Origin of the sequence: Tolumonas lignilytica (assembly GCF_000527035.1) — a bacterium.
GTDB lineage: Bacteria > Pseudomonadota > Gammaproteobacteria > Enterobacterales > Aeromonadaceae > Tolumonas > Tolumonas lignilytica.
Genome location: NZ_AZUK01000001.1, coordinates 1596535 through 1616688 on the forward strand (window position 1 = coordinate 1596535; position 20154 = coordinate 1616688).

The 20154-nt window shown below is 52.1% G+C and carries 19 protein-coding genes and 1 pseudogene; 8 read left to right on the forward strand and 12 right to left on the reverse strand.

Going from position 1 to position 20154, the window contains the following annotated elements; all coding sequences use genetic code 11:
• The first annotated feature begins 26 nt into the window (after window positions 1–26).
• Window positions 27–1445 carry an aspartate ammonia-lyase gene (aspA, locus tag H027_RS17600; protein WP_038149214.1) on the forward strand — a complete coding sequence of 473 codons (1419 nt, stop codon included), beginning with the start codon at window positions 27–29 and terminating at the stop codon, window positions 1443–1445.
• A gap of 41 nt (window positions 1446–1486) precedes the next feature.
• Here aspA and speE read toward each other — a convergent pair whose 3' ends face one another.
• Window positions 1487–2368, reverse strand: a complete 882-nt coding sequence (speE, locus tag H027_RS0107450) for a polyamine aminopropyltransferase (RefSeq protein ID WP_024871845.1) — start codon at window positions 2366–2368, stop codon at window positions 1487–1489.
• 128 nt (window positions 2369–2496) lie between these two features.
• Here speE and H027_RS0107455 point away from each other — a divergent pair, with 128 nt between their 5' ends.
• Both H027_RS0107455 and H027_RS0107460 read left to right on the forward strand, forming a co-directional pair.
• Window positions 2497–2634: an entericidin A/B family lipoprotein gene (locus H027_RS0107455; protein WP_024871846.1), complete on the forward strand. Its 138-nt coding sequence runs from the start codon at window positions 2497–2499 to the stop codon at window positions 2632–2634.
• Window positions 2635–2637: 3 nt separating this feature from the next.
• Window positions 2638–2856 carry a hypothetical protein gene (locus tag H027_RS0107460; RefSeq protein ID WP_024871847.1) on the forward strand — a complete coding sequence of 73 codons (219 nt, stop codon included), beginning with the start codon at window positions 2638–2640 and terminating at the stop codon, window positions 2854–2856.
• 2 nt (window positions 2857–2858) lie between these two features.
• Here H027_RS0107460 and can read toward each other — a convergent pair whose 3' ends face one another.
• The 5 genes and pseudogenes from can to ftsY form a co-directional block, all read right to left on the reverse strand.
• Window positions 2859–3521, reverse strand: a complete 663-nt coding sequence (gene can, locus H027_RS0107465) for a carbonate dehydratase (RefSeq protein ID WP_024871848.1) — start codon at window positions 3519–3521, stop codon at window positions 2859–2861.
• 69 nt (window positions 3522–3590) lie between these two features.
• Window positions 3591–4445 (reverse strand): RNA polymerase sigma factor RpoH, encoded by an 855-nt coding sequence (gene rpoH / locus H027_RS0107470; RefSeq protein ID WP_024871849.1) that lies wholly within the window; start codon window positions 4443–4445, stop codon window positions 3591–3593.
• Window positions 4446–4767: 322 nt separating this feature from the next.
• On the reverse strand, window positions 4768–5736 hold the full coding sequence (gene ftsX, locus H027_RS0107475) for a permease-like cell division protein FtsX (RefSeq protein WP_024871850.1): 969 nt from the start codon (window positions 5734–5736) through the stop codon (window positions 4768–4770).
• The gene (gene ftsE / locus H027_RS0107480) at window positions 5726–6403 is read right to left on the reverse strand and encodes a cell division ATP-binding protein FtsE (protein ID WP_024871851.1); all 678 of its coding nucleotides are present in this window, start codon (window positions 6401–6403) and stop codon (window positions 5726–5728) included. The genes ftsX and ftsE overlap by 11 nt, the downstream gene beginning before the upstream one ends.
• A 3-nt stretch (window positions 6404–6406) precedes the next feature.
• Window positions 6407–7351: pseudogene (gene ftsY, locus H027_RS0107485) on the reverse strand (signal recognition particle-docking protein FtsY); the annotation flags it as partial.
• Between the two features lie 414 nt (window positions 7352–7765).
• Between ftsY and rsmD the strand changes: the two are divergent.
• Together rsmD and H027_RS0107495 are read left to right on the forward strand one after the other, a co-directional pair.
• Window positions 7766–8380: a 16S rRNA (guanine(966)-N(2))-methyltransferase RsmD gene (gene rsmD, locus H027_RS0107490; RefSeq protein WP_024871853.1), complete on the forward strand. Its 615-nt coding sequence runs from the start codon at window positions 7766–7768 to the stop codon at window positions 8378–8380.
• On the forward strand, window positions 8377–8697 hold the full coding sequence (locus tag H027_RS0107495) for a DUF1145 domain-containing protein (protein ID WP_024871854.1): 321 nt from the start codon (window positions 8377–8379) through the stop codon (window positions 8695–8697). The genes rsmD and H027_RS0107495 overlap by 4 nt, the downstream gene beginning before the upstream one ends.
• A 65-nt stretch (window positions 8698–8762) precedes the next feature.
• Here H027_RS0107495 and H027_RS0107500 read toward each other — a convergent pair whose 3' ends face one another.
• The 3 genes from H027_RS0107500 to H027_RS0107510 form a co-directional block, all read right to left on the reverse strand.
• Window positions 8763–10823 carry an exoribonuclease II gene (locus tag H027_RS0107500; RefSeq protein ID WP_024871855.1) on the reverse strand — a complete coding sequence of 687 codons (2061 nt, stop codon included), beginning with the start codon at window positions 10821–10823 and terminating at the stop codon, window positions 8763–8765.
• A gap of 78 nt (window positions 10824–10901) precedes the next feature.
• Window positions 10902–12341: an ATP-binding protein gene (locus H027_RS0107505; RefSeq protein ID WP_024871856.1), complete on the reverse strand. Its 1440-nt coding sequence runs from the start codon at window positions 12339–12341 to the stop codon at window positions 10902–10904.
• A complete protein-coding gene (locus tag H027_RS0107510; protein WP_024871857.1) occupies window positions 12331–13053 on the reverse strand; it encodes a response regulator in 723 nt (240 codons plus the stop codon). The genes H027_RS0107505 and H027_RS0107510 overlap by 11 nt, the downstream gene beginning before the upstream one ends.
• Window positions 13054–13240: 187 nt before the next feature.
• Between H027_RS0107510 and H027_RS0107520 the strand changes: the two genes are divergently transcribed.
• Window positions 13241–13624: a hypothetical protein gene (locus H027_RS0107520; RefSeq protein ID WP_024871858.1), complete on the forward strand. Its 384-nt coding sequence runs from the start codon at window positions 13241–13243 to the stop codon at window positions 13622–13624.
• A 40-nt stretch (window positions 13625–13664) separates the two neighbouring features.
• Here the strand turns inward: H027_RS0107520 and H027_RS0107525 are convergent, their stop codons facing one another.
• The gene (locus tag H027_RS0107525; RefSeq protein ID WP_038149586.1) at window positions 13665–15731 is read right to left on the reverse strand and encodes a tRNA(Met) cytidine acetyltransferase TmcA; all 2067 of its coding nucleotides are present in this window, start codon (window positions 15729–15731) and stop codon (window positions 13665–13667) included.
• A 143-nt stretch (window positions 15732–15874) separates the two neighbouring features.
• Here H027_RS0107525 and gmhB point away from each other — a divergent pair, with 143 nt between their 5' ends.
• Together gmhB and H027_RS0107535 are read left to right on the forward strand one after the other, a co-directional pair.
• Window positions 15875–16435 carry a D-glycero-beta-D-manno-heptose 1,7-bisphosphate 7-phosphatase gene (gmhB, locus tag H027_RS0107530; protein ID WP_024871860.1) on the forward strand — a complete coding sequence of 187 codons (561 nt, stop codon included), beginning with the start codon at window positions 15875–15877 and terminating at the stop codon, window positions 16433–16435.
• 396 nt (window positions 16436–16831) lie between these two features.
• Window positions 16832–17440, forward strand: coding sequence for a thiol:disulfide interchange protein DsbA/DsbL (locus tag H027_RS0107535; RefSeq protein ID WP_024871861.1), 609 nt, complete (start codon window positions 16832–16834; stop codon window positions 17438–17440).
• Between the two features lie 116 nt (window positions 17441–17556).
• On the opposite strand, the gene exuR is transcribed toward H027_RS0107535, so the two are convergent.
• Window positions 17557–18324 (reverse strand): transcriptional regulator ExuR, encoded by a 768-nt coding sequence (gene exuR / locus H027_RS0107540; protein WP_024871862.1) that lies wholly within the window; start codon window positions 18322–18324, stop codon window positions 17557–17559.
• Between the two features lie 133 nt (window positions 18325–18457).
• Complete coding sequence (locus tag H027_RS0107545; protein ID WP_024871863.1) at window positions 18458–19753, reverse strand: MFS transporter; 1296 nt, start codon at window positions 19751–19753, stop codon at window positions 18458–18460.
• Window positions 19754–20154: the final 401 nt, after the last annotated feature.

The following is a 20154-nucleotide window of genomic DNA, read 5'->3' on the forward strand; positions in this document are numbered from 1 at the left end:
TCTCCCCGAAGTTACGAGAGTGCATCATGAGCAACCAATTCAGAGAAGAGGAAGACCTGCTGGGCCGTATGCAGGTTGATAACAAACATTATTATGGTATTCATACCCTGCGAGCACTGGATAACTTCCATATCAGCCAGCAGCGGGTCAGCGATGTTCCTGAATTTATTAACGGCTTATTGCATACCAAAAAGGCGGCGGCACTGGCCAACCGGGCACTGGGCACGTTGGATGCCGAACGTGCGGATATGATCGTTTCCACCTGCGATCTGATGCTTTCGACCGGACGCTGCTTCGATCAGTTCCCGATCGATCTGTTTCAGGGCGGTGCCGGCACCTCCGTCAACATGAATGCCAATGAAGTCATTGCCAATCTGGCTCTCGAATTACAAGGCCAGCCAAAAGGTGCCTATCACATCCTGAATCCGAACGATCACGTCAACCGCTGCCAGTCCACCAACGACGTGTATCCGACCGCTTTTCGCGTCGCCCTGTATGAAAGCACGTTCGATCTGCTGAAAAAGCTGAAAAAACTGATCAAAGCCTTCGATGACAAGGCGATTAGTTTCAATGATGTCCTGAAAATGGGGCGGACCCAGCTCCAGGATGCCGTCCCCATGACGTTAGGTCAGGAATTTCACGCTTATGCCGTGACCCTGCGCGAAGAGATCAAGAATATCGGTCGCTGTCAGGAACTGCTGCTGGAAGTCAATCTGGGGGCGACCGCCATTGGTACCGGAATGAATACTCCACCAGATTATTCGGCGCTGGCGATCCGCTATCTGGCTGAAATCACCGGCCACAGTTACGTACCGGCAGAAGATTTGATTGAAGCAACCTCTGATTGCGGTGCCTATCTGATGCTGCATGGCGCCTATAAACGGCTGGCGATGAAACTGTCGAAGATCTGTAATGACTTGCGCCTGTTAAGCTCGGGCCCCCGCGCCGGGTTGCATGAAATCAATCTGCCGCAACGTCAGGCCGGTTCCTCCATCATGCCTGCCAAGGTGAATCCGGTCATTCCTGAAGTGGTCAATCAGGTTTGCTTCAAGGTCATGGGGAACGATGTCACGGTGACCATGGCAGCGGAAGCCGGTCAGTTGCAACTGAATGTAATGGAACCAGTGATCGCGCAATGTCTGTTTGAATCTTTGAGTCTGCTCAGCAATGCCTGCACCTGCCTACGGGAAAAATGCGTGGAAGGGATCACGGCCAACAAAGAGCGCTGTGAAGCCTACGTATTCAGTTCGATCGGTTTAGTCACCTTCCTGACCCCGTATATCGGTCACCACGCCTGCGATGAAATAGGGAAAGAGTGCGCGCTTACCGGGAAGTCGGTGCGGGAGGCCGTGCTGGAACGTGGTTTGCTCACTGAAGCGCAACTGGATGAGATTTTTTCCATCGACAATCTCAAAAAACCACGTTACCCGACCAAAGCCCGCTGAACAAAGGGGTCAGTAACGACCCCTTCAGGTATGGCATCTGGTCACTCGGTCTGTGTTAATAATTGCCGCACGAAATTAGGCAATGCCAGTGCCGCCTGATGGGTATCCCCGTTGTAATAATGCAGCCCGCTGATACCGCGTTGTTGTAATCGTTGTTCCACCGCATCGGCATCCAGTCGTTTCGGATCACGCAGTTGACTCGCACAGGCCATGCCCCAGAAGCCGCCATATAACGTGATCGGGATCAGCAGCGGTCTGACCACCTGAAACACCGCCTTTAATTCCGTAAAGAGACGACAAAACCGGGCCTGATGAAACTGCGGAGAGCCAACATGCAGCGATAACAAACCATGTTCGCCAATCAGACGGGCACAATCCGAGAAAAACTCCCGGCTATACAAGGGCTCGGCATAGCCCTGCGGATCGGTCAAATCAAGCACAATCAAATCAAACTGTTGCTGACAATTCGTGACATATTGCAGCCCATCGGCAATAACAAGCTCCAGCCGCGGGTCATGAAACGCGCCCTGATGCACGCTGGCAAAATGCTGTTCCGCCATGGAAACCACGCGGGCATCCAGCTCACACACCACGATTTTCTCGATCGAGGGGTATTTCAGTAACTGACGGGCAGAACCGCCATCACCGCCGCCGATAATCAATGCTCGTCGCGGATCGGGATGGGTAATGGCCGGAATATGATTCAGATTCTCATGATAGAACCACTCATCTGCTTCCGAGGTCATCAGATAACCGTCCAGACGAAAGACGCGGCCAAACGCCGCCGTTTCCATGACTTCGATATGCTGATACGCCGAGGAAAAGTCGTCCAGCACCTTGCCGGAACGGAACACAAATCCCACATCCGGCGTCAGCCATTCCGTGATAAATTGCTCCGTCAGATAGTGGTTCTTTTGCTTCATGCTCTCGCGATATTCCTGCCGACCTCATGGTCTGCTATCTTAACAATCATCACGTTATAATAAATTCTTTCTCGGCGAAGTCCGTGTGCTGAATTATATTTATTGTATTGTCTTAAAGAGGAATACTCATGAAAACAATCACTGGCATCTTGTTCGCCGCCATCTTGTTGAGTGCATGTAACACCATTCATGGCATGGGACAGGATCTTGAACGCGGTGGCGAGAAGGTGAAAGACGCCGCAACCAGCGTACAACAGAAACTCTAGCCCATGTCGGAATTAGACCCGCTGCTCCTGTTTGCCAATATCGTGATCGGTGCCATCGGCACCGGTTACTTTATCTATGGCAAGCGGCAATCGCATATGTTGGCGCTGCTGGCGGGCATTGGCTTGATCGGCCTGACTTTTCTGGTTAATGATTTGCTCTGGCTTTGCCTGTGGGCCATTGCATTGATGACTGCCCCGAAATGGCTGGGGCAGTTTTTCTGAAGTTACTTTTGCTGATGAAACGCAGAGACCTTCTGACAAGAAGAACGATACACATCCGGGATTTGCGCTAAGCCATCCACCGTAATTTCCAAGTCTCTTAATAAACCGTCTTTGACATCATAGATCCAGCCATGAACCGCCAGTTGCTGCTCACGCCGCCATGCATTCTGCACGATAGAGGTGTAACAGACATTGGCGACCTGCTCCAGCACATTCAGTTCACACAGGTAATTCTGCCGTTCATGCTCATCGTCGATCGCATCAACCTGTGACCGATATTTATAATGAATATCCTTGATGTTGCGCAGCCAGTTATCAATCAGGCCATATTCCTGATTACTCATTGCCGCAATCACACCACCGCAATGATAGTGGCCGCAGACAATGATATGTTTGACCTTCAAGACTTCCACAGCATATTGGATCACGGACAGACAGTTAAAATCCGTATGCACGACCAGATTCGCCACATTGCGATGCACGAACACATCACCGGGTAACAAGCCCAGCAATTCATTCGCAGGCACCCGGCTGTCGGAACAGCCGATCCACAAATATTCCGGTGACTGCTGCGAAGCCAGTTTCTCAAAAAAATGAGGATCTTCGGCCTTGATCTGCTCAGCCCACTGGCGATTCTGTATAAATAATTGGTTCAGCAGTTTCATGCTTCTTGCTCCTTTTTGCAGCCAAAAAAAAGGCCTCACTAAAGAGACCTTTCGTGGTTCAGTCAGGCATCATGCCTCTAGCACATCCTTGAGCTTCTTCAGTGCATTCTTTTCCAACTGACGTACACGTTCCGCCGACACGCCATAACGGTCTGCCAGCTCCTGTAGCGTCAGTTTATTGTCTTCATCCAGCCAACGAGCACGGATAATCTGCTGACTGCGTTCATCAAGACCCTGCAGGGCATACGACAAACGGTGTTCCGCATGATTATCCCAGTTGTCATTTTCGTATACTGTCGCCAGGTCAGACGATTTATCTTCCAGATATTGAGCCGGCGCGAATACGTTATCGTTTTCGTCGTCATCCCAGCCATCAAACGAATGATCCTGACCACTCATCCGGGCTTCCATTTCGGTGACGTCTTCCGGGGTCACCCCCAGTTCATCTGCTACTGCACGCACTTCATCCTGGTTGAACCAACCCAGACGTTTTTTGGTTTTGCGCAGATTAAAGAATAGCTTACGTTGTGCTTTTGTGGTGGCAACTTTGACCATACGCCAGTTGCGCAGCACATATTCATGTATTTCGGCTTTGATCCAATGTACCGCAAAGGAAACCAGACGCACACCGACCGTCGGATCAAAGCGTTTGACCGCTTTCATCAGGCCGATGTTACCTTCCTGGATCAGATCCGCTTGTGGCAATCCGTAGCCAGAATAAGTGCGCGCGATGTGTACCACAAAACGCAGGTGCGACATAACGAGCTGACGGGCAGCTTCCAGATCACCCTGATTTTGCAACTGTTCAGCCAGTGCCCGTTCTTTTTCAGCAGTCAGCATCGGGATACTGTTCACTGCCTGAATATAGCCCTCCAGACTACCCTGAGGAACCAGAACTAAATTGCGCTGAAGATCAGTACTCATCGAATACCTCTTTTTACCTTAACATCGAATGCTTCATTCAAAGATGGTTTTAATAACACATCCCGTTAGCGTTCGGGATATTTAAACTTGTTCAATATCAAGTTTTGCATATCTTGTCACGCTTGTTAACAAATTTTAGACAGAAAAAAGGGGAGATCCAAAGACTCCCCGAAATCTGAGCATGTTTCCGATATACCAAGTATCAAAAATACATCATCACCAAGCCAAAGGAGAAAGATAACTTTCCCAACAGAATTAACCCTCACTTATTAAGACAACAGGGCTGTGCAAAAGTTCGTATATTTTCGATTTTTTTTAAAATTTATTGGGGTTCAATTTCACGCAAGTGTTTATGCACGGAAAACCAGGCAGCGCCCATGCTGAGCGACACGCCCAGCAGTATCAATAGACCGCCATCTGCCGAACCCAGCCCCACCAGACGGAAATTGCTATCATACAGTTCCGCCAGATAAGTGACGGCACGTTCACTGAGTAATAACAGCACTTCTGATAGCCACCAGGCCACCAACCCACCGACGGCACCATACCAGAAACCGAGATACATGAAGGGACGCTGAATAAAACCATCGGTCGCCCCCACCAGTTTCATGACCTCAATTTCGGCCCGCCGGTTAAAAATATACAAGCGCAGCGTATTGGCGACCGTCAGCATCAGCCCGATCACCAGAAAACCGGCCAACAGATGAACCAACTGACGGGCCAATGCAATGATCCCGTTCAGCCGGGTCACCCACTGGATATCCAGTTTGGCTTGCTGCACCGCACTTTCCTGTTTCAGGCTGCGCAGTAATTGTTCGCTCTCCTGCGTGCTGTGGAACGCCTGACGCGGTTTCACCTCCAGCACCGGAGGCAACGGGTTATCGGAGAGATAAGCCTGTGCGTCAGAGAACCCCGACAACGCCTTGAACTCACTCATGCCCTGCTCCGGTGAGATATAGCGCACCGATGCCACCTGCGCGTTCTGTTGAATACGGGCCTGCAACGCCTGGATCTCCGCATCACTGGTCCCCTTCTGCAGATAGAGGGTGATTTGCGTACCGTTTTGCCATTCGGCCGTCACGCTTTCAGCATTTTTCAGAATCACCATCAAAGCGGCTGGCAGCGCCAGACTGACACCTATCACGCCGATGGTCATCAGGGACGTCAGCGGGGTATGCCAGATTTCACGCATGGTCAGACGGAGTTGCTGCAGGTGAACATAAATCCACAACGAGAAACGACTGCCATGACCAGGCGCAGACTGCACATGGGAAGTTGATTTACGCGCCATAGCCTGCTCCTGTATCTGCCACTAACCGACCCTGCTGCAACACCAGTTTGCGCTGACCGCTATCTTCAATCAGTTTCTGATCATGACTGGCAATCAGAATGGCCACGCCCAACGCATTCAGCTCTCGGAATAACAGCATGATTTCATGCGCCAGCGCCGCATCGAGGTTACCGGTCGGTTCGTCGGCCAGCAGGAGTGGCGGCATGTTGACGATCGCCCGGGCAATGCCGACCCGCTGCTGTTCACCACCAGAAAGCATCAGCGGTAAATGCTGCGCCTTGTTGTGCAGATGCACCTTATCCAGTGCCGCCATGACGCGTTTCTGGATTTCCAGCGGTGAGGCACCGGCTATCTGCAGCGGCAACGCAACATTATCAAACACCGAACGATCGAGCAGCAGACGGTGATCCTGAAAAATCATGCCGATTTGACGGCGAATAAACGGAACTTCGGCTTTGCTGATCTCAGAGAGGTCACGGCGGTTGAACAGAATGCGGCCATCGGAAGGCCGCTCCTGAATGCTGATGAGTTTCAGTAAGGTACTTTTCCCGGCACCTGAATGTCCGGTCAAAAAAGCCATTTCACCGGAACGCAGTTGGAAACTGACCTTTTGCAGTGCCATGTGACCACCGCTGTACACCTTACTGACATGGTCAAACTGGATCATGGTTTAGTGTTGTTCTCCGCTGAATAGCGCTTCGATAAAATCGTTTGCCTCAAATGGCCGCAGATCTTCGATCGCCTCACCGACACCGATATAACGGATCGGAATGCCGAACTGATTCGCAATGGCAAAGATCACGCCGCCTTTAGCGGTGCCGTCCAGTTTAGTGAGGGTAATCCCATCGATCCCTACCGCCTCGCCGAACAGTTTGGCCTGACTGATCGCGTTTTGGCCGGTGCTGGCATCCAGTGTCAGCATGACTTCATGCGGAGCACTGTCGTCGTGTTTTTTCATCACGCGGACGATCTTCTTCAGCTCTTCCATCAGGTGGCCTTTGTTCTGTAACCGGCCTGCCGTGTCGGCAATCAGAATATCGATGTTGCGGGATTTTGCCGCCTGAATGGCATCGAAGATGACTGACGCAGAATCGGCGCCAGTGTGTTGGGCGATCACCGGGATCTGATTGCGTTGCCCCCAGACCTGTAGCTGTTCCACCGCAGCAGCACGGAAGGTATCGCCTGCCGCCAGCATCACCGATTTTCCCTGCGCCTGGAAATGTTTTGCCAGTTTACCGATGGTGGTGGTTTTACCCACGCCATTCACACCCACCATCAGGATGACATACGGCGTTTTACTGCTGTCGATTTGCAATGGCTGACTGACCGGTTGCAGAATGGCCGACATTTCCTGTTTCAGCAGGTCATACAGCGCTTCGGCGTCTTTCAATTGGTGTAGTTTGGCCTGCTTGGTCAGATTCTGCATGATCCGCTGTGTGGTTTCCACGCCCAGATCGGCGGTTAACAGCTGCGTTTCCAGTTCGTCAAACAAGTCATCATCGAGCTTTTTGCCACGAAATAACGCCATGAATCCCGCACCGATCGATTCGCGGGTACGCATCAGCCCTTTGACCAGACGACCGAAGAGCCCGGCTCGTTTCGGTTTGCTTTGTGTCTCTTCGTGCAACTCGGCGACCGCAAACTCAGCCGGTTCAGGCAGGTCACTGACCGAAGTTGCTAAGGGTGCAACGTCTGGTGTCGGAACCGTTTCGTCGATGGTGACGGTCTCAGTTTCAGTTTCGATCTCTGCTTCAACTTCAACTGCGGCTAATTCAACTTCAACCGGTTCCAGCGTTTCCACCGGCGAGGTTGCTTCCTCCACCAAAGAGACCGGCTGTTCCGCTTCCGGGGTCTTTTCCGGTTCTGCTTTGTCTTTTGATCCCCGGCTAAACCAGGAGAAAAGTCCTTTTGCCATTAACGATTACTCACTTGCTGCATAGACTGCTAGAATGCCGCCTTCGATGTGGATGACGGTACATAAACTGGACGTCATACTACCACCTTTTCCTGCTTTTGATGAAGAAACCCCATGGCACGCAGTAAATCTTCCGCTTCTCGCTCCACGCCCGCTTCTGGCCGGTCAGGGACTATCCGACTGATCAGTGGTCAATGGCGCGGTCGTAAATTACCGGTACATGATGTGGAGGGGTTACGCCCTACGACCGATCGCGTTAAAGAGACGCTTTTCAATTGGTTAGCCACCGAAGTGCGGGATAGCCGGTGTCTGGATGTCTTCGCCGGCAGCGGCAGTTTGGGATTTGAAGCACTCTCCCGCTATGCCGGTTATGTCATGATGATCGAACAGGAACCCAAAGCTGCCCGTCAGTTGCAACAGAATCTGCAAACCTTGCAATGCGAGCAGGCCCAGATTGTCTGCCGGGATGCCATACAGGTATTACAGAATCCGTGCAGTGAACCGTTTGAACTGGTGTTTCTGGATCCGCCGTTTCGCAAAAACCTGTTGTTACAGGTGATCCCGTTGCTGGAACAACAAGGCTGGCTGGCCAAGCGTGCCTTGATTTATCTTGAGCGGGAAAATGAAGGCGAAGCGCCGGAGATACCCCCCAACTGGCAATTATTAAAAGACAAACAGGCTGGTCAGGTTCGTTACCAGCTCTATTTGCGGGAGAGCACTACAGAATGAAATGGTTTTTTTTGTTGTTAGCCAAACTGATCGTGATGGGATTCTGGCTGGGTAGTATTTACTTCACCTTTCTGCACCCGTTGACGGGCAAAATCCATACCCTGATCCCGGTATTTGCGGTACTGGTGCTGATGGTGCATGCCATTCAGGCTGCGATCATGACACTGGTAGCCAAAGACTTGGTAAAACTGAGCACCCGGGATTATATCGAACTGTTATTGTTCGGTTTCTTTCGCATGCTGGAGCTGCGTGGTGCCATTTACGACGCCGCACAGAAGAAAAAAGCGGAAATCGAAGCGAAACGCAGCCAGCACTGATGGCTACAGACAGAAAAAATAAGGAGGCCGAAGCCTCCTTATTTTTTCATGGGTACAACCGGGCTTTATGCCTCATCGTCTTCCGGCGCCGTCTCTTCCGGCTCCGTCAGCAGTTCTTCGATCAGTTCATGCTCGGATTCTGCTAAGGCTTCCTTGGTCACCGGTGCCGCTGCTGATGGCAGCTCAGTCGGGATCGCGACCAGCGTCCGGGTTGCTTCGATCGCATCCTGCAGCTTGACCTGAATGGTCTGGCCTAACTCGTAGTAAATTTCACCGTCCAGGAATGCGCGCCCTTCATCGTGGTTGCAAACAAACCGTTTACGGTCTTTCAGGATCAAACTGGCAGGAATAAAGCACACCGCGCCATTTTCCAGCAAGCGAACCTTGATCCCACTGCGCATCACATCCATCACTTCAGCCGCAAACACCTGCTGTGAAGCCACCGCTGGCAACAGGAAGCGGGCATACAGCCAGTCGCCGATATCGCGTTCGGCCATGCGGTTGCTGCGCCGCGCCATGCTCAGGGCATCGGTCAGTGCGGCGTCCGGACGGGCTGGTGCCGCCTGCTGACTGATCATCGCCTTCAGAATGCGATGGTTGATCATGTCGCCATATTTGCGGATCGGCGAGGTCCAGGTCGCATAATGCGTCAGACCCAGACCAAAATGGGAACCCGGCTCGGTTGACATCAGCGAGTAGGTTTGGAAACGACGGATCCGATTGTCCAGATAGCTGGTCGGTTGCGCATCCAGCCAGTGACGCAGTTTGCAGAAACCGTCCAACGTAAACAGCGATTCATCACTCACCGGGGCTGCATGTTGCTGCAATAATTCCTGTGCGCCTTTGAATTTTTCAACATCCAGACCGGCGTGCACGTTGAACATCCCGTAGCCTGGCTGTTTCGCCAGAAAATCGCCAGCACACTGGTTGGCGGCAATCATCGCTTCTTCCACAATCTTGTTGGCGCTGCGGCGGAAAGAGGCATGGATCGCCACCACTTCACCGGCTTCGTTCAGTTCAAAATCGTAATCGGGACGATCTTTAAACAGAATCGCATGTTCCTGACGCCATGCCTGACGAGCCGAGGTCGCCGCCTGCAACAGGGTAATTTGTTCTGTCACAGCCGCGGATGGTGCAAACCCTTCCGCCGAGCCGTTTTCCAGCCAGTCAGAGACCTGATCGTAAACCAAACGGCCTTGTGAACGGATGGTTGCCGCAAAGAAACGCGGTTCTGGCAGCAGAGCACCTGCAGCGGTAATGAACATCTCGCAGCATAAAGTCGGACGCTCTTCCCCTTCCACCAGCGAACACAGTTCGTCGCTGAGGTGACGCGGGATCATCGGAATGTTGCGGCCTGGCAGATAGACGGTAAACGCGCGCTTGGCCGCTTCCTGATCCAGTTCACTGCCCGGTTCGATGTAAGCTGTCGGATCGGCAATGGCGACCAGCAGTTTCCAGCCATCCTGCGTGGCTTCAATATACAGCGCATCATCCATGTCTTTGGTGGATTCACCGTCGATCGTCACGAACGGCAGTGCGGTCAGATCTTCCCGGATCAGGCCTTCTTCACGCAGTTGCCATTCCTGTTCAATTTCAGGGGCCGCACGAGGCAGATCATGACGCCGCAACACCACCCACCATGGGGCTTCCGGATCGTTGTTGTGCGTGACATATTCGGTGATTTCCGCGAAATGACCGTTGGCTTCCACCAGACCATGACGTTTCAGGTTGGCAATAACCCAGTCACCTTCTTTAAACTGTTTTTCATCCAGACCTTTGACCGGACGGGCTTTGATCGCCTCTTTCATCACCGGATGATCCGGTACCACAAACAGGCGATCTTTAATCACCTTGATCCGAGCGACAAAGCGCGTCAGAAACGGTGTCACCAGGGATTCAGGCTCGGCTTGTTCTTTGCCATTTTCGGCACGGATGACGGCGGTAATACGATCGCCGTGCATCACTCGCTTCATCTGCTGCGGTGCAATGAAATAACTTTCGCCGCGATGATCGGTTTCCAGAAAGCCGAAACCACGATCAGAGGCACGAACTACCCCTTCTTTTTTCGGCAGATTGTCGCGAAGCTGCTGTTTGAGCTGCGCCAGTAGCGGGTTATCTTGAAACATGTTCTTCTTATCCAGTCAGGAAAACCTGACGACTATACGGTGTTCACCGGGGGAAACCAAGCAGGTTTCCCCGCCGTCTCAGACAGGCAACTGAATTTCAGCCAATAAACCGCCCTCTGGCACATTGGTCAGGCGTAATTCACCACCATGCTGATGGATCAGCGTTCTGGCGATAGCCAGCCCCAGCCCGACACTGCCATCCTCGGTATTCCGTGCGGTATCCAGACGGAAAAAGGGTTTAAACACGCTCTCCAGTTGGTCTTCCGGAATGCCGCCACCATGATCCCGTACCCGGATAAAGAGGGCGGTCGGTGTTTCCTCCAGCGACACTTCGGCATCGCCGGCATATTTGAGCGCGTTGCCGATCAGATTCTGCAGCACGCGACGCAAGACCTCAGGGCGGCACTGATACACCCGTTTTCCTTCGGCATGACACAGCACTGGCTGGCCATTGTCTTCATAATCATCGCAGAGGCTGTGCAGCAAACTGACCAGATCCACCGGCCGGCTGGTCTCCCCTTTATGTTCGTCACGGGCAAAACTCAGCGTGGCATGCAGCATGTTTTCCATCTGTGCCAGCGTTTGCAACATGCGGTCACGATCATCCCCATCCGGCAGAAATTCGCAGCGCAATCGCAGGCTGGTCAGAGGGGTGCGTAAATCATGCGAGATCGCTGCCAGCATCTGGGTGCGATCCTGAACAAAACGGTTCAACCGTGTTTGCATTCGGTTGAAGGCGGCCAGGGTCTCGGTGACTTCGATCGGGCCGGATTCATCCAGCGGTGGGATCGCGTCGCCCCGGCCGAAATGTTCGGCCTGTTGGGCCAGTAATTTGAGCGGCCGCGTCGCCCGGCGCAACAGCACAAACAAGACGGCGCCAATCAGCAGAGCCACCAGCAGCAGACTTAACAGCGCCCCCGGTGACCAGGTGGGCTGTTCCAGATCGGCCAGCGAACTGAAGTTCAGCCAGCGTCCATCGACCAGCTCAATCGCACCGTACATGCGGACATCGCGAAGCCATAGCGGTGGCGGCAATCCGTTGTGAGGCCGAATCTGGCCGGCCACATCCCGCCCCCGCGCGTGCATTTGTTGGTGCATCTGCTGAAAGATGACGGGTGGTGGCATGTTGTTATCCACCTGTTCCGCACTGATTTGAATGCTGAGGTTCCCCGGATAATCGAGCAGGTTACGCAAAATGGTTTCATACTCGAGATTGTGCTCATTCGGCGATAACGGCACATCCTGAATACGCATCATCAGGGTTTCACTGCGGCTGGCGCGCAGGATCTCTTCATGCAGCTCATCGGGCGAACTGCTTAACAGTCGCACCACCGACGAAAGACGGATCATGGCATTGCGGCTGTTCACCAACCCTAATGCGGCATCCCGTTCGGAACGGTAAATCTGTAACCCCAGTACCTGAGCCAGAATCAGGCCGGCCAGTGCCAGTAGCAAAATTTGCGCGGTAATACTTTGTGGTAACCAACGACGCCAGAAAGAGGGTAACTCAACTGTCATGCCGAACCTCGGCGCTGAACATGTAACCACCGCCCCAGACGGTTTTAATCAGTTCCGGTTTTTTCGGATCGATTTCCAGCTTGCGGCGTAGACGGCTGACCAGCGTATCAATGGCCCGATCAAAAGCCTGTGCTTCGCGACCTCGCGCCATATCCAGCAATTGATCCCGACTCAGCACCCGTTTGGGGCGCTCCAGAAACACTTTCAGCAGATCAAATTCCGCTGTAGAAAGGCTGATGGCAACACCATGCTCATCGACGAGTTCACGCCGCGACAAATCCAGCTGCCAGTGGTCGAAACTGAGCCGCTCCGGCAAATCATCCTGCACATCCGGCATCAGGTTCGCGCGACGCAACACGGCACGGATACGGGCCAGTAATTCGCGGGGATTGAACGGTTTCGCCAGATAATCATCCGCCCCCATTTCCAGGCCGATGATCCGATCCATTTCTTCTCCCATCGCAGTCAGCATGACCACCGGGAGCGAAGATTTCGCCCGCAGATCCCGACACAAGGTTAGACCATCTTCGCCCGGCAGCATCAGATCCAGCACCAGCAGGGTGAAATGACCATTTTCCAGCAAGCGCTTCATCTCTTTACCGTCACGGGCACAGGTCACCTTGAAGCCATGTTGCTCCAGAAATCGTTTCAGCAAATCGCGAATTTCAGCGTGGTCATCAACCACCAGAATATGGGGCAGGGTCTGATTCATGCGGGTTCCTCAAAAGCGCTTAATACCAGTATATAAAGTTGCGTAAGGAATGTATGGCAAATTATGTCAGCGGGCTAATCTGGCAAAGTCTGTTACAAAAAAGTCTGTTTTTGGCACAGCATTGCGACATTTATGGTCTGTAATGATAGTGCAAAAACAATTTAATGTGAGAGAGAGGAGATACACCATGTTAACCCGCAAACAAGCTCTGCTGACCTTAGCCCTGATGACCAGTTTACCGTTGGCTGGCTGGGCTGCCACGGAAGCAGCAACGAATCCGGCTCCGAACACAGTACAACCTTGCCCGATGTATGATCAGGATGGCGATGGCTACGGCCCCGGCATGATGCACCAAGGCCGGTTCCTCAGAGATCATGACAATATGCGTCATGGCATGATGGGCGGCGGTTATGGTATGCGATTCAATAACCCTGAAGATATGCAAAAAGCATTAGATGAAATCAAAGACCCACAAGTCAAAGCCAAATACATCGACATGCTGAAAGCACGTCTGGCCTTTGAAGAAAGCCAGCTGCAATCCACAAAGACTTTTTTGGATAAACAGAAGTAATTTGTAACTCGTAGATCTGCGCCTCTTTTGCTGCTCTTTCTTATCCTGCCCCGATCAGAAAGAGCAGTTTTTTTATTGTGTTTCGCAACTGTTGCACCACCGCCTTCTGCCCGGCTAACTGATGTTGCTGCACCAGCCATTCCCACGATTTTCCCTGCCAGAAGCGTTGTATCAGCAAGGCGGATTGCGCCACCGGCAAGGTTGCCAACTGACCAGCAGCAACCTGCATCAGGCATAATATGGCAGGCCAGCAGTGATCAGCCGAGCGATGGTGTTCACTGAACGCAATCAGATCCGCCCGCTCCTGCGGGTTCAGCGTGGCGACCTCCGCCGGTTGCAACAGCGGTAAAATAACCGCAGCCGGAAGCTCATTCAGTGCATGTGCCAGCCAGACCGGTAACTGCTGTTGAAACTGCTGCTGCCACTGCGTCAGCCGGATTTCGGCTTCAGGCTGCAACGCACTCAGTAAAACGGCGGCATGATTGCCGGTGGCTATATCCTTGCTTAATCCCAACCGAACCGCCTGCCAGCCCTGTTTGCGCCAGAACTGCAGGATTTCTGGCGTTGCTGCAAACGAACAACCCAGAAAATCGGCTGAGTGACGATAATGCGCGGTCAAATCACGGATAAAGTGACTCCCCAACCCTTGCTGTTGACAGGCTGGATGCACCGCAATCCGCATGATGCGCAGATAACGGTATGCGGCGGCACTCTGGTAACCGCAGTGCGCCAGCAATGTTTGCGGCAGCAACTGCCCCCGTGGACGACGGCGCCCCGCCCAGATCTGTTCAGCCAGTTCCGAAGCGATAGGCCCTTCCCGCACCAAAACGGCAACGCCATATAGCGCCCCTGCTTCCGCATCACGCCAGAGCCAGATGTCCAGATCCGGGCTATCCAGCAGCAGGCGTAAATCCGTCGGTGCCGTCTGGTAATGTGCCAGAATCAGTAAACCGAACAGTTGTCGCAGCAGGTTTTCATCCTGCACCAACTGTGCCGCCGTGAGGCACTCCGCCTGTAGGGCCTGAGGCCGGGGTGGCGGGACATCCGGGTCGGCATCCAGCAACAAGATCCGCGCCAGCAATGGTTCCAACGGATCGCTCGCCGCCCAGCGCAAGGGGGCCGTTAATGACAAGTGCTGCCACTGTGGCCACTCGCTGGCCAGCAAGCGGCACATCCGCAGTTCAAAGCCATGCCCCGACCCCTCATAACCGTGGATCGTCGTGGCATACACCACCCGCTGATAACGTTGTTGCAACTGATGTAGCACGTCCGCCGGTATTGCCGCCGCTTCATCAATCAACAGTAAATCAGTCGCCACCGGTTGCAACAGCAAAGCTTCCGGACTCAAAAACAACACTTCGTCTGATGCGGCATGTTGCAGCAGCGTTCGCGCCGACTGGCGGGAGGGCGCCGTCACCACCACCTGTTTTCCCTGCGCCAGTAGCGTTCGGGTTGCCAGCCCCAGCGCCGTGGACTTACCGCGACCACGATCGGCCATCACCACCAGCGGATAGGCCGTTTCGGCCCCGGCACAACACAGCACGGCATCATAGATCTGTCGCTGTTCTGCGTTATAACAACCTACTGCATCCTGCCGGAGCTGCCATGCATCGATGATCGGGGCCGGTAGTGGTGCGTCACAACGCTGAGCGGTCAGATCCCAATGCCAGACGAAAGGATCAGCCAGCAGCAACCGTTGTAAACGTTGCAGAAAATTCGGGAAACAACGTGCGGTTTCATCCGATTGCGAGACATAACGTCGATAATCCGGATCAGGAAACGACGACCAATCCACCAGCGGCGGCATCAGCAATATCAGTAACCCACCGGCACAAACCGTCCCGCCGACAGCTCCAAGCATATCCGGTGATAAACCGGAAAAACCATTCACGATGACCAGCGGATACTCCTGCCCCAGCCACGGCATGGTGTGCCGTATCGGTTGTGCCGATACGTTTTCCGGCCCATCTCCCAGCCATAATCCTGCCGCCTGCCACAGCGTTGCCGCCTGTTGCTGACAAGCCGGTTCGGCACCGGTCAGCAATAACAAGCGGCGTTCACCCCGTGTGCGTAAACGGGCAAGATGTTCGGCAAACTGATGGGGCATAAATGAATTCCAATCTGATGAGGCAACCTGTATGACAGGGGTATCGCTGGTCAGAGCGATGCAATCTGGCTGCATGAAGACAAAGCAGCAGAACCGGCAGAAATCCCCTACAATAAGCACAGCATAATAACTGAGGATAGATTGTGGCAAACATTGCGGTTTTTCTGGATCGGGACGGCGTAATCAATCAGGATACGGGTTACGTCTCCTGCGTGGATGACTTTCATTTTATTGAGGGTGCAATCGAGGCATTGCAGATCCTGAAGAAAAAAGGTTATAGCCTGATTGTCGTCACCAATCAGTCTGGTATCGCCCGCGGTTATTTTACCGAAGACCAATTTATGCACCTGACCGAATGGATGGACTGGTCGCTGGCGGATCGGGATGTCGATCTGGATGGCATCTACTACTGTCCGCATCACCCCTCAGCCGGTGTCGCACCCTATCGTCAGGAGTGCGACTGTCGCAAACCGGCACCCGGCATGCTGCTGGATGCCGCCAAAGATCTGAACATCGATTTGACGCAATCTTATATGGTGGGTGATAAGGCGGGGGATATGAAAGCCGCCCAAGCTGCCGGCGTCGCCCATAAAATTCTGGTTCGAACCGGTAAAGCCGTGACCGAAGAGGCGCAAGCATTGGCGGATGAAGTTCAGGATTCGCTGCTGACTTTCGCGAAAGCGGTACCCGCCCTCAACGCGTAAACCGATCCCATTGCGGATATTTTCAGTCCGCCAGAAATGACTTGAGCTTGCCTAGGCAAGCTCAATCGCATTACACACTATCCCGCTGCTTTCTACAGCTTATTGTCCGATGTGTTTGTATTATTTGTTATCTGAGACACTGCTCGCGTCAGACGGAGCCAATATAGACTTCTTTTTGCAATTTGCAAATTAAGAGCTTCGTTTGGTGATAAATATCACAGTTATAGAATCCATAGCCCCTGTTATCCACCACATTGCGCTTTACTGAAACGGCGCGACGCAGAACGACCACAAGATCTATCTTCATCGGAATTAATCAAATTGACGAATGAGCATGGAGTGAATAGTCTTGGCTTACAGTTTCTGATTTTATCTCTACCTGATACGGAACCCATTATGAAAAAAGTGTTTGTGTTGTTAGTCAGTCTGTTCATGGCCCCGTTCTTACAAGCGGCGCCCGCATTTAAAGAAAACGTCAATTACGAAGTCATCCGCCAGACCAGCACACCTAAACCAGAAGTCATGGAGTTCTTCTCCTATTTTTGTCCACATTGCTACCAGTTTGAACCGATCATGGCCGAGCTGCGCAAACAACTGCCTGCGGATGTGACCTTCAAGCGCACGCCTGTCGCGTTTCTGGGTAAAGAAATGGGGCCAGAATTGCAACGCGCGTATGCGGTCGCCGATCTGTTGAAAGTAGAAGACAAAGTCACTCCACTGTTCTTTAACCTGATCCACGCAGAACGTCAGCCACCACAGAATCGTGCCGATGTGCGTGCCGTCTTCGTGAAAGCCGGTGTGGATGGTAAGGATTTTGATGGTGCCATCGACAGCTTTGCCGTCAACGGTATGGTGGCGCAATATGATCGCAACACCGGCAGCATGAACATTCGTGCCGTTCCTTCGACCGTGGTCAACGGTAAATATCTGGTGAAAACCGAAGGAATCAAGAGCACCGATGAGTATATTGCGCTGGTTAAATTCTTATTGAATAAGCAAGATTAATCACGAAACGACGCTGCCGGACTGATTCCGGCGCGTTCAAAAAAGCCCCTCATCACCGAACTGGTATGAGGGGCTTTTTTTTCATCAATAATTAAACTGGGTGCGCAGCAATACAATTAAGCACGCACTAAATGCACGACTGGGTTTTCAGAGAACAGATACCGATCATCCACCAGATCGTCATCAATCATTGTTCCTTGAAACAGCATTTGCTTGGTATTTTCCAGATGTTGCCACATCGCCAGCTTGGCCGCTTTAGGGTCTTTTCTCATCAGTGCTTTCAGGATCTGTTCATGATCTTCACACCAGCTTTCCATCGCCTTGTCATCGATATGTTCGTGCAATTTACGCCAGTAGGGGTTTTTTTCACGATGCTGCCAAAGCTTTTCCACCAAGGTCACCAGCACTGAGTTCTGTGTGGCCTTGGCCACCTGAATATGAAACTCTTTATCCCATTGCGAATCTCGGGCGCGATCTTCCTGACGGGCCGTTTCCTGAATCGCCTGCAGTGCCAGAATATCTTGTTTCGTCACTTGGGTAGCGGCAAATTCGGCAATGTTACTTTCCAGCAACTGACGCGCCTGCAGCAACTCAAATGGTCCGGCGGTCAGGAATTCATCATCCTGCTCATTATCACTTACCGGCTGATACCGAGGCTCAACTCCGACGACATGGATCCCAGAACCTTTGCGCGCATCAACCAGACCTTCCACTTCCAGCATGATGATCGCTTCGCGGACAACGGTACGGCTCACCGCCATCGTTTCTGCAATCAGCCGTTCTGCGGGCAAACGATCGCCAATGGCATATTGACCACTTCGGATCTGCTGTTTTAATTCGCTGGCTACCTTTTGGTATAACCGACTCGCTTCAAAAGATTCCATCACAACATCCTATTCAGAGTTCTACTGACAGTATAACGGAAATAGCAAAACCTGTTATACCAATAACAGGTTTTGTTACTTTACACTGTAACGCAATTAATTGATTGTGCTACATGTCGCGTTTTAATTGTTGTCAGGCTGTCGCTACCTCAGTTTTAGATTCTGGAATGATTGGCGATGATGAAGATTTAATCATCATGCAAACCACCACGGCACCGATCACATCAAACAGAGATAAGCAGACGAACAGCGGATCGTAACCAATTTTGCTCGCAACAACCCCGACAATTAACGAGAAAATCGTTGCGCCCAAGTAACCGGACATTCCTGTCAGCCCATTCACGGTTCCCACCATGCTTTTCGGGAAGACATCCGCAGACATCGTGATCAGAGAACCAGACAATGTTTGGTGCGCAAAAGTCCCAACACAGAACAACGCGATAGCGGTATATGGGCTTGCCACCATGCCGATCATCGCAGGTGCCAGCATGCAAATTGCACCGGTGACTACCACCAATTTACGACTGGTCAATAAAGAGACTTTGAAATATTTCATCATCAACGGCGAGAGGTAGCCCCCGACAATACAACCCAGATCAGCCGCCAGGAATGGGATCCAGGCAAACATGGCTATTGATTTCAAATCCATATGCCGAACGGTGCTCAGGTACAGCGGGATCCAGAAGTTGAAGGTCTGCCAGGCCGGTTCTGCCAGAAATTTAGGAATCGCAATACCCCAGAATTCTTTACGGCTAACGATCTGTTTTATCGACGGTTTAGTGGTATCGCTTTTGTGTGAGGCTTCCTGACCATTCAGAATATACTGACGTTCGTCCTCGGTAATTTGCGGATGTTCTGCCGGTGTGCGGAAGAAAAACAACCACAATGCCACCCAGAAAAACCCTAAGCCACCGGTCACCAGAAACGCCGTCTGCCAGTTGAAATAGGTAATACAACCGATGACTAGTGGGGGAGCCAGCATCGCACCGATAGAAGAGCCGATATTGAACCAGCCAGTGGCAATAGAACGCTCTTTCGCCGGGAACCATTCCGTAACCGATTTCATACCGGCCGGAATCACTGCGGCTTCCGCCATCCCCATCAGGCCACGGAAGAAAGCCAGTGACTGCCAGTTGCCAGCAAACCCATGCAGCATATTGGACAATGACCAAGCCACACAGAAAATGGCCAGACCGATTTTAACGCCAATCGAGTCTAGAATGAAACCGGCCACAGGTTGCATGACGGTATAACAAGCCTGGAAGGCTGCAACAACATAGGAATATTGTTCAACACTAATATGTAACTGTTCTTTTAAGGTCGGTGCAGCCGCAGACAATGACGAACGGGTCAGGTAGTTCAATACCGTGCCTAACATGACTACGCCGATAATCCACCAGCGCAAGCCGGCAATTTTTCTTTTAGCCATGTTGCCGCTCCTTAATCAAGCCTGCCGCGATCTCAGCGACAGGCAAATCACCAACCATTCTGGCCGATAGATTCATATTCATTTCCTCTGTTTATTTGCCGTTAAGTCATGAAATAGATGATAAGGAGATTGCATTTATCACTACTTCACTCAAAAACGTCATATCTCTTATGACAGATTAATGATAATTGGTATAACAGGATGAATCGGTGAGCCTGATCTAATTTTCAGCACTTCCCCCTTAAAAATGTGTGACAATCGTCACTCGCAGCACGTTATGCCGCAGCCCACCCCTCATTTGTGTGACAGATATTGCAAAAATAGCGCACACAGGCTGGACAACTGAAATCAGTCAACCAATAATTGGTATAACATCTTAATTGGCACTGATGGTTGGTCGC

Excerpts from the sequence above, each read along its gene's own strand:
- aspA (WP_038149214.1), top strand. The coding sequence starts at position 27 with ATGAGCAACCAATTCAGAGAAGAGGAAGACCTGCTGGGCCGTATGCAG.
- speE (WP_024871845.1), bottom strand. The coding sequence starts at position 2,368 with ATGAAGCAAAAGAACCACTATCTGACGGAGCAATTTATCACGGAATGG.
- H027_RS0107455 (WP_024871846.1), top strand. The coding sequence starts at position 2,497 with ATGAAAACAATCACTGGCATCTTGTTCGCCGCCATCTTGTTGAGTGCA.
- H027_RS0107460 (WP_024871847.1), top strand. The coding sequence starts at position 2,638 with ATGTCGGAATTAGACCCGCTGCTCCTGTTTGCCAATATCGTGATCGGT.
- can (WP_024871848.1), bottom strand. The coding sequence starts at position 3,521 with ATGAAACTGCTGAACCAATTATTTATACAGAATCGCCAGTGGGCTGAG.
- rpoH (WP_024871849.1), bottom strand. The coding sequence starts at position 4,445 with ATGAGTACTGATCTTCAGCGCAATTTAGTTCTGGTTCCTCAGGGTAGT.
- ftsX (WP_024871850.1), bottom strand. The coding sequence starts at position 5,736 with ATGGCGCGTAAATCAACTTCCCATGTGCAGTCTGCGCCTGGTCATGGC.
- ftsE (WP_024871851.1), bottom strand. The coding sequence starts at position 6,403 with ATGATCCAGTTTGACCATGTCAGTAAGGTGTACAGCGGTGGTCACATG.
- rsmD (WP_024871853.1), top strand. The coding sequence starts at position 7,766 with ATGGCACGCAGTAAATCTTCCGCTTCTCGCTCCACGCCCGCTTCTGGC.
- H027_RS0107495 (WP_024871854.1), top strand. The coding sequence starts at position 8,377 with ATGAAATGGTTTTTTTTGTTGTTAGCCAAACTGATCGTGATGGGATTC.
- H027_RS0107500 (WP_024871855.1), bottom strand. The coding sequence starts at position 10,823 with ATGTTTCAAGATAACCCGCTACTGGCGCAGCTCAAACAGCAGCTTCGC.
- H027_RS0107505 (WP_024871856.1), bottom strand. The coding sequence starts at position 12,341 with ATGACAGTTGAGTTACCCTCTTTCTGGCGTCGTTGGTTACCACAAAGT.
- H027_RS0107510 (WP_024871857.1), bottom strand. The coding sequence starts at position 13,053 with ATGAATCAGACCCTGCCCCATATTCTGGTGGTTGATGACCACGCTGAA.
- H027_RS0107520 (WP_024871858.1), top strand. The coding sequence starts at position 13,241 with ATGTTAACCCGCAAACAAGCTCTGCTGACCTTAGCCCTGATGACCAGT.
- H027_RS0107525 (WP_038149586.1), bottom strand. The coding sequence starts at position 15,731 with ATGCCCCATCAGTTTGCCGAACATCTTGCCCGTTTACGCACACGGGGT.
- H027_RS0107535 (WP_024871861.1), top strand. The coding sequence starts at position 16,832 with ATGAAAAAAGTGTTTGTGTTGTTAGTCAGTCTGTTCATGGCCCCGTTC.
- exuR (WP_024871862.1), bottom strand. The coding sequence starts at position 18,324 with ATGGAATCTTTTGAAGCGAGTCGGTTATACCAAAAGGTAGCCAGCGAA.
- H027_RS0107545 (WP_024871863.1), bottom strand. The coding sequence starts at position 19,753 with ATGGCTAAAAGAAAAATTGCCGGCTTGCGCTGGTGGATTATCGGCGTA.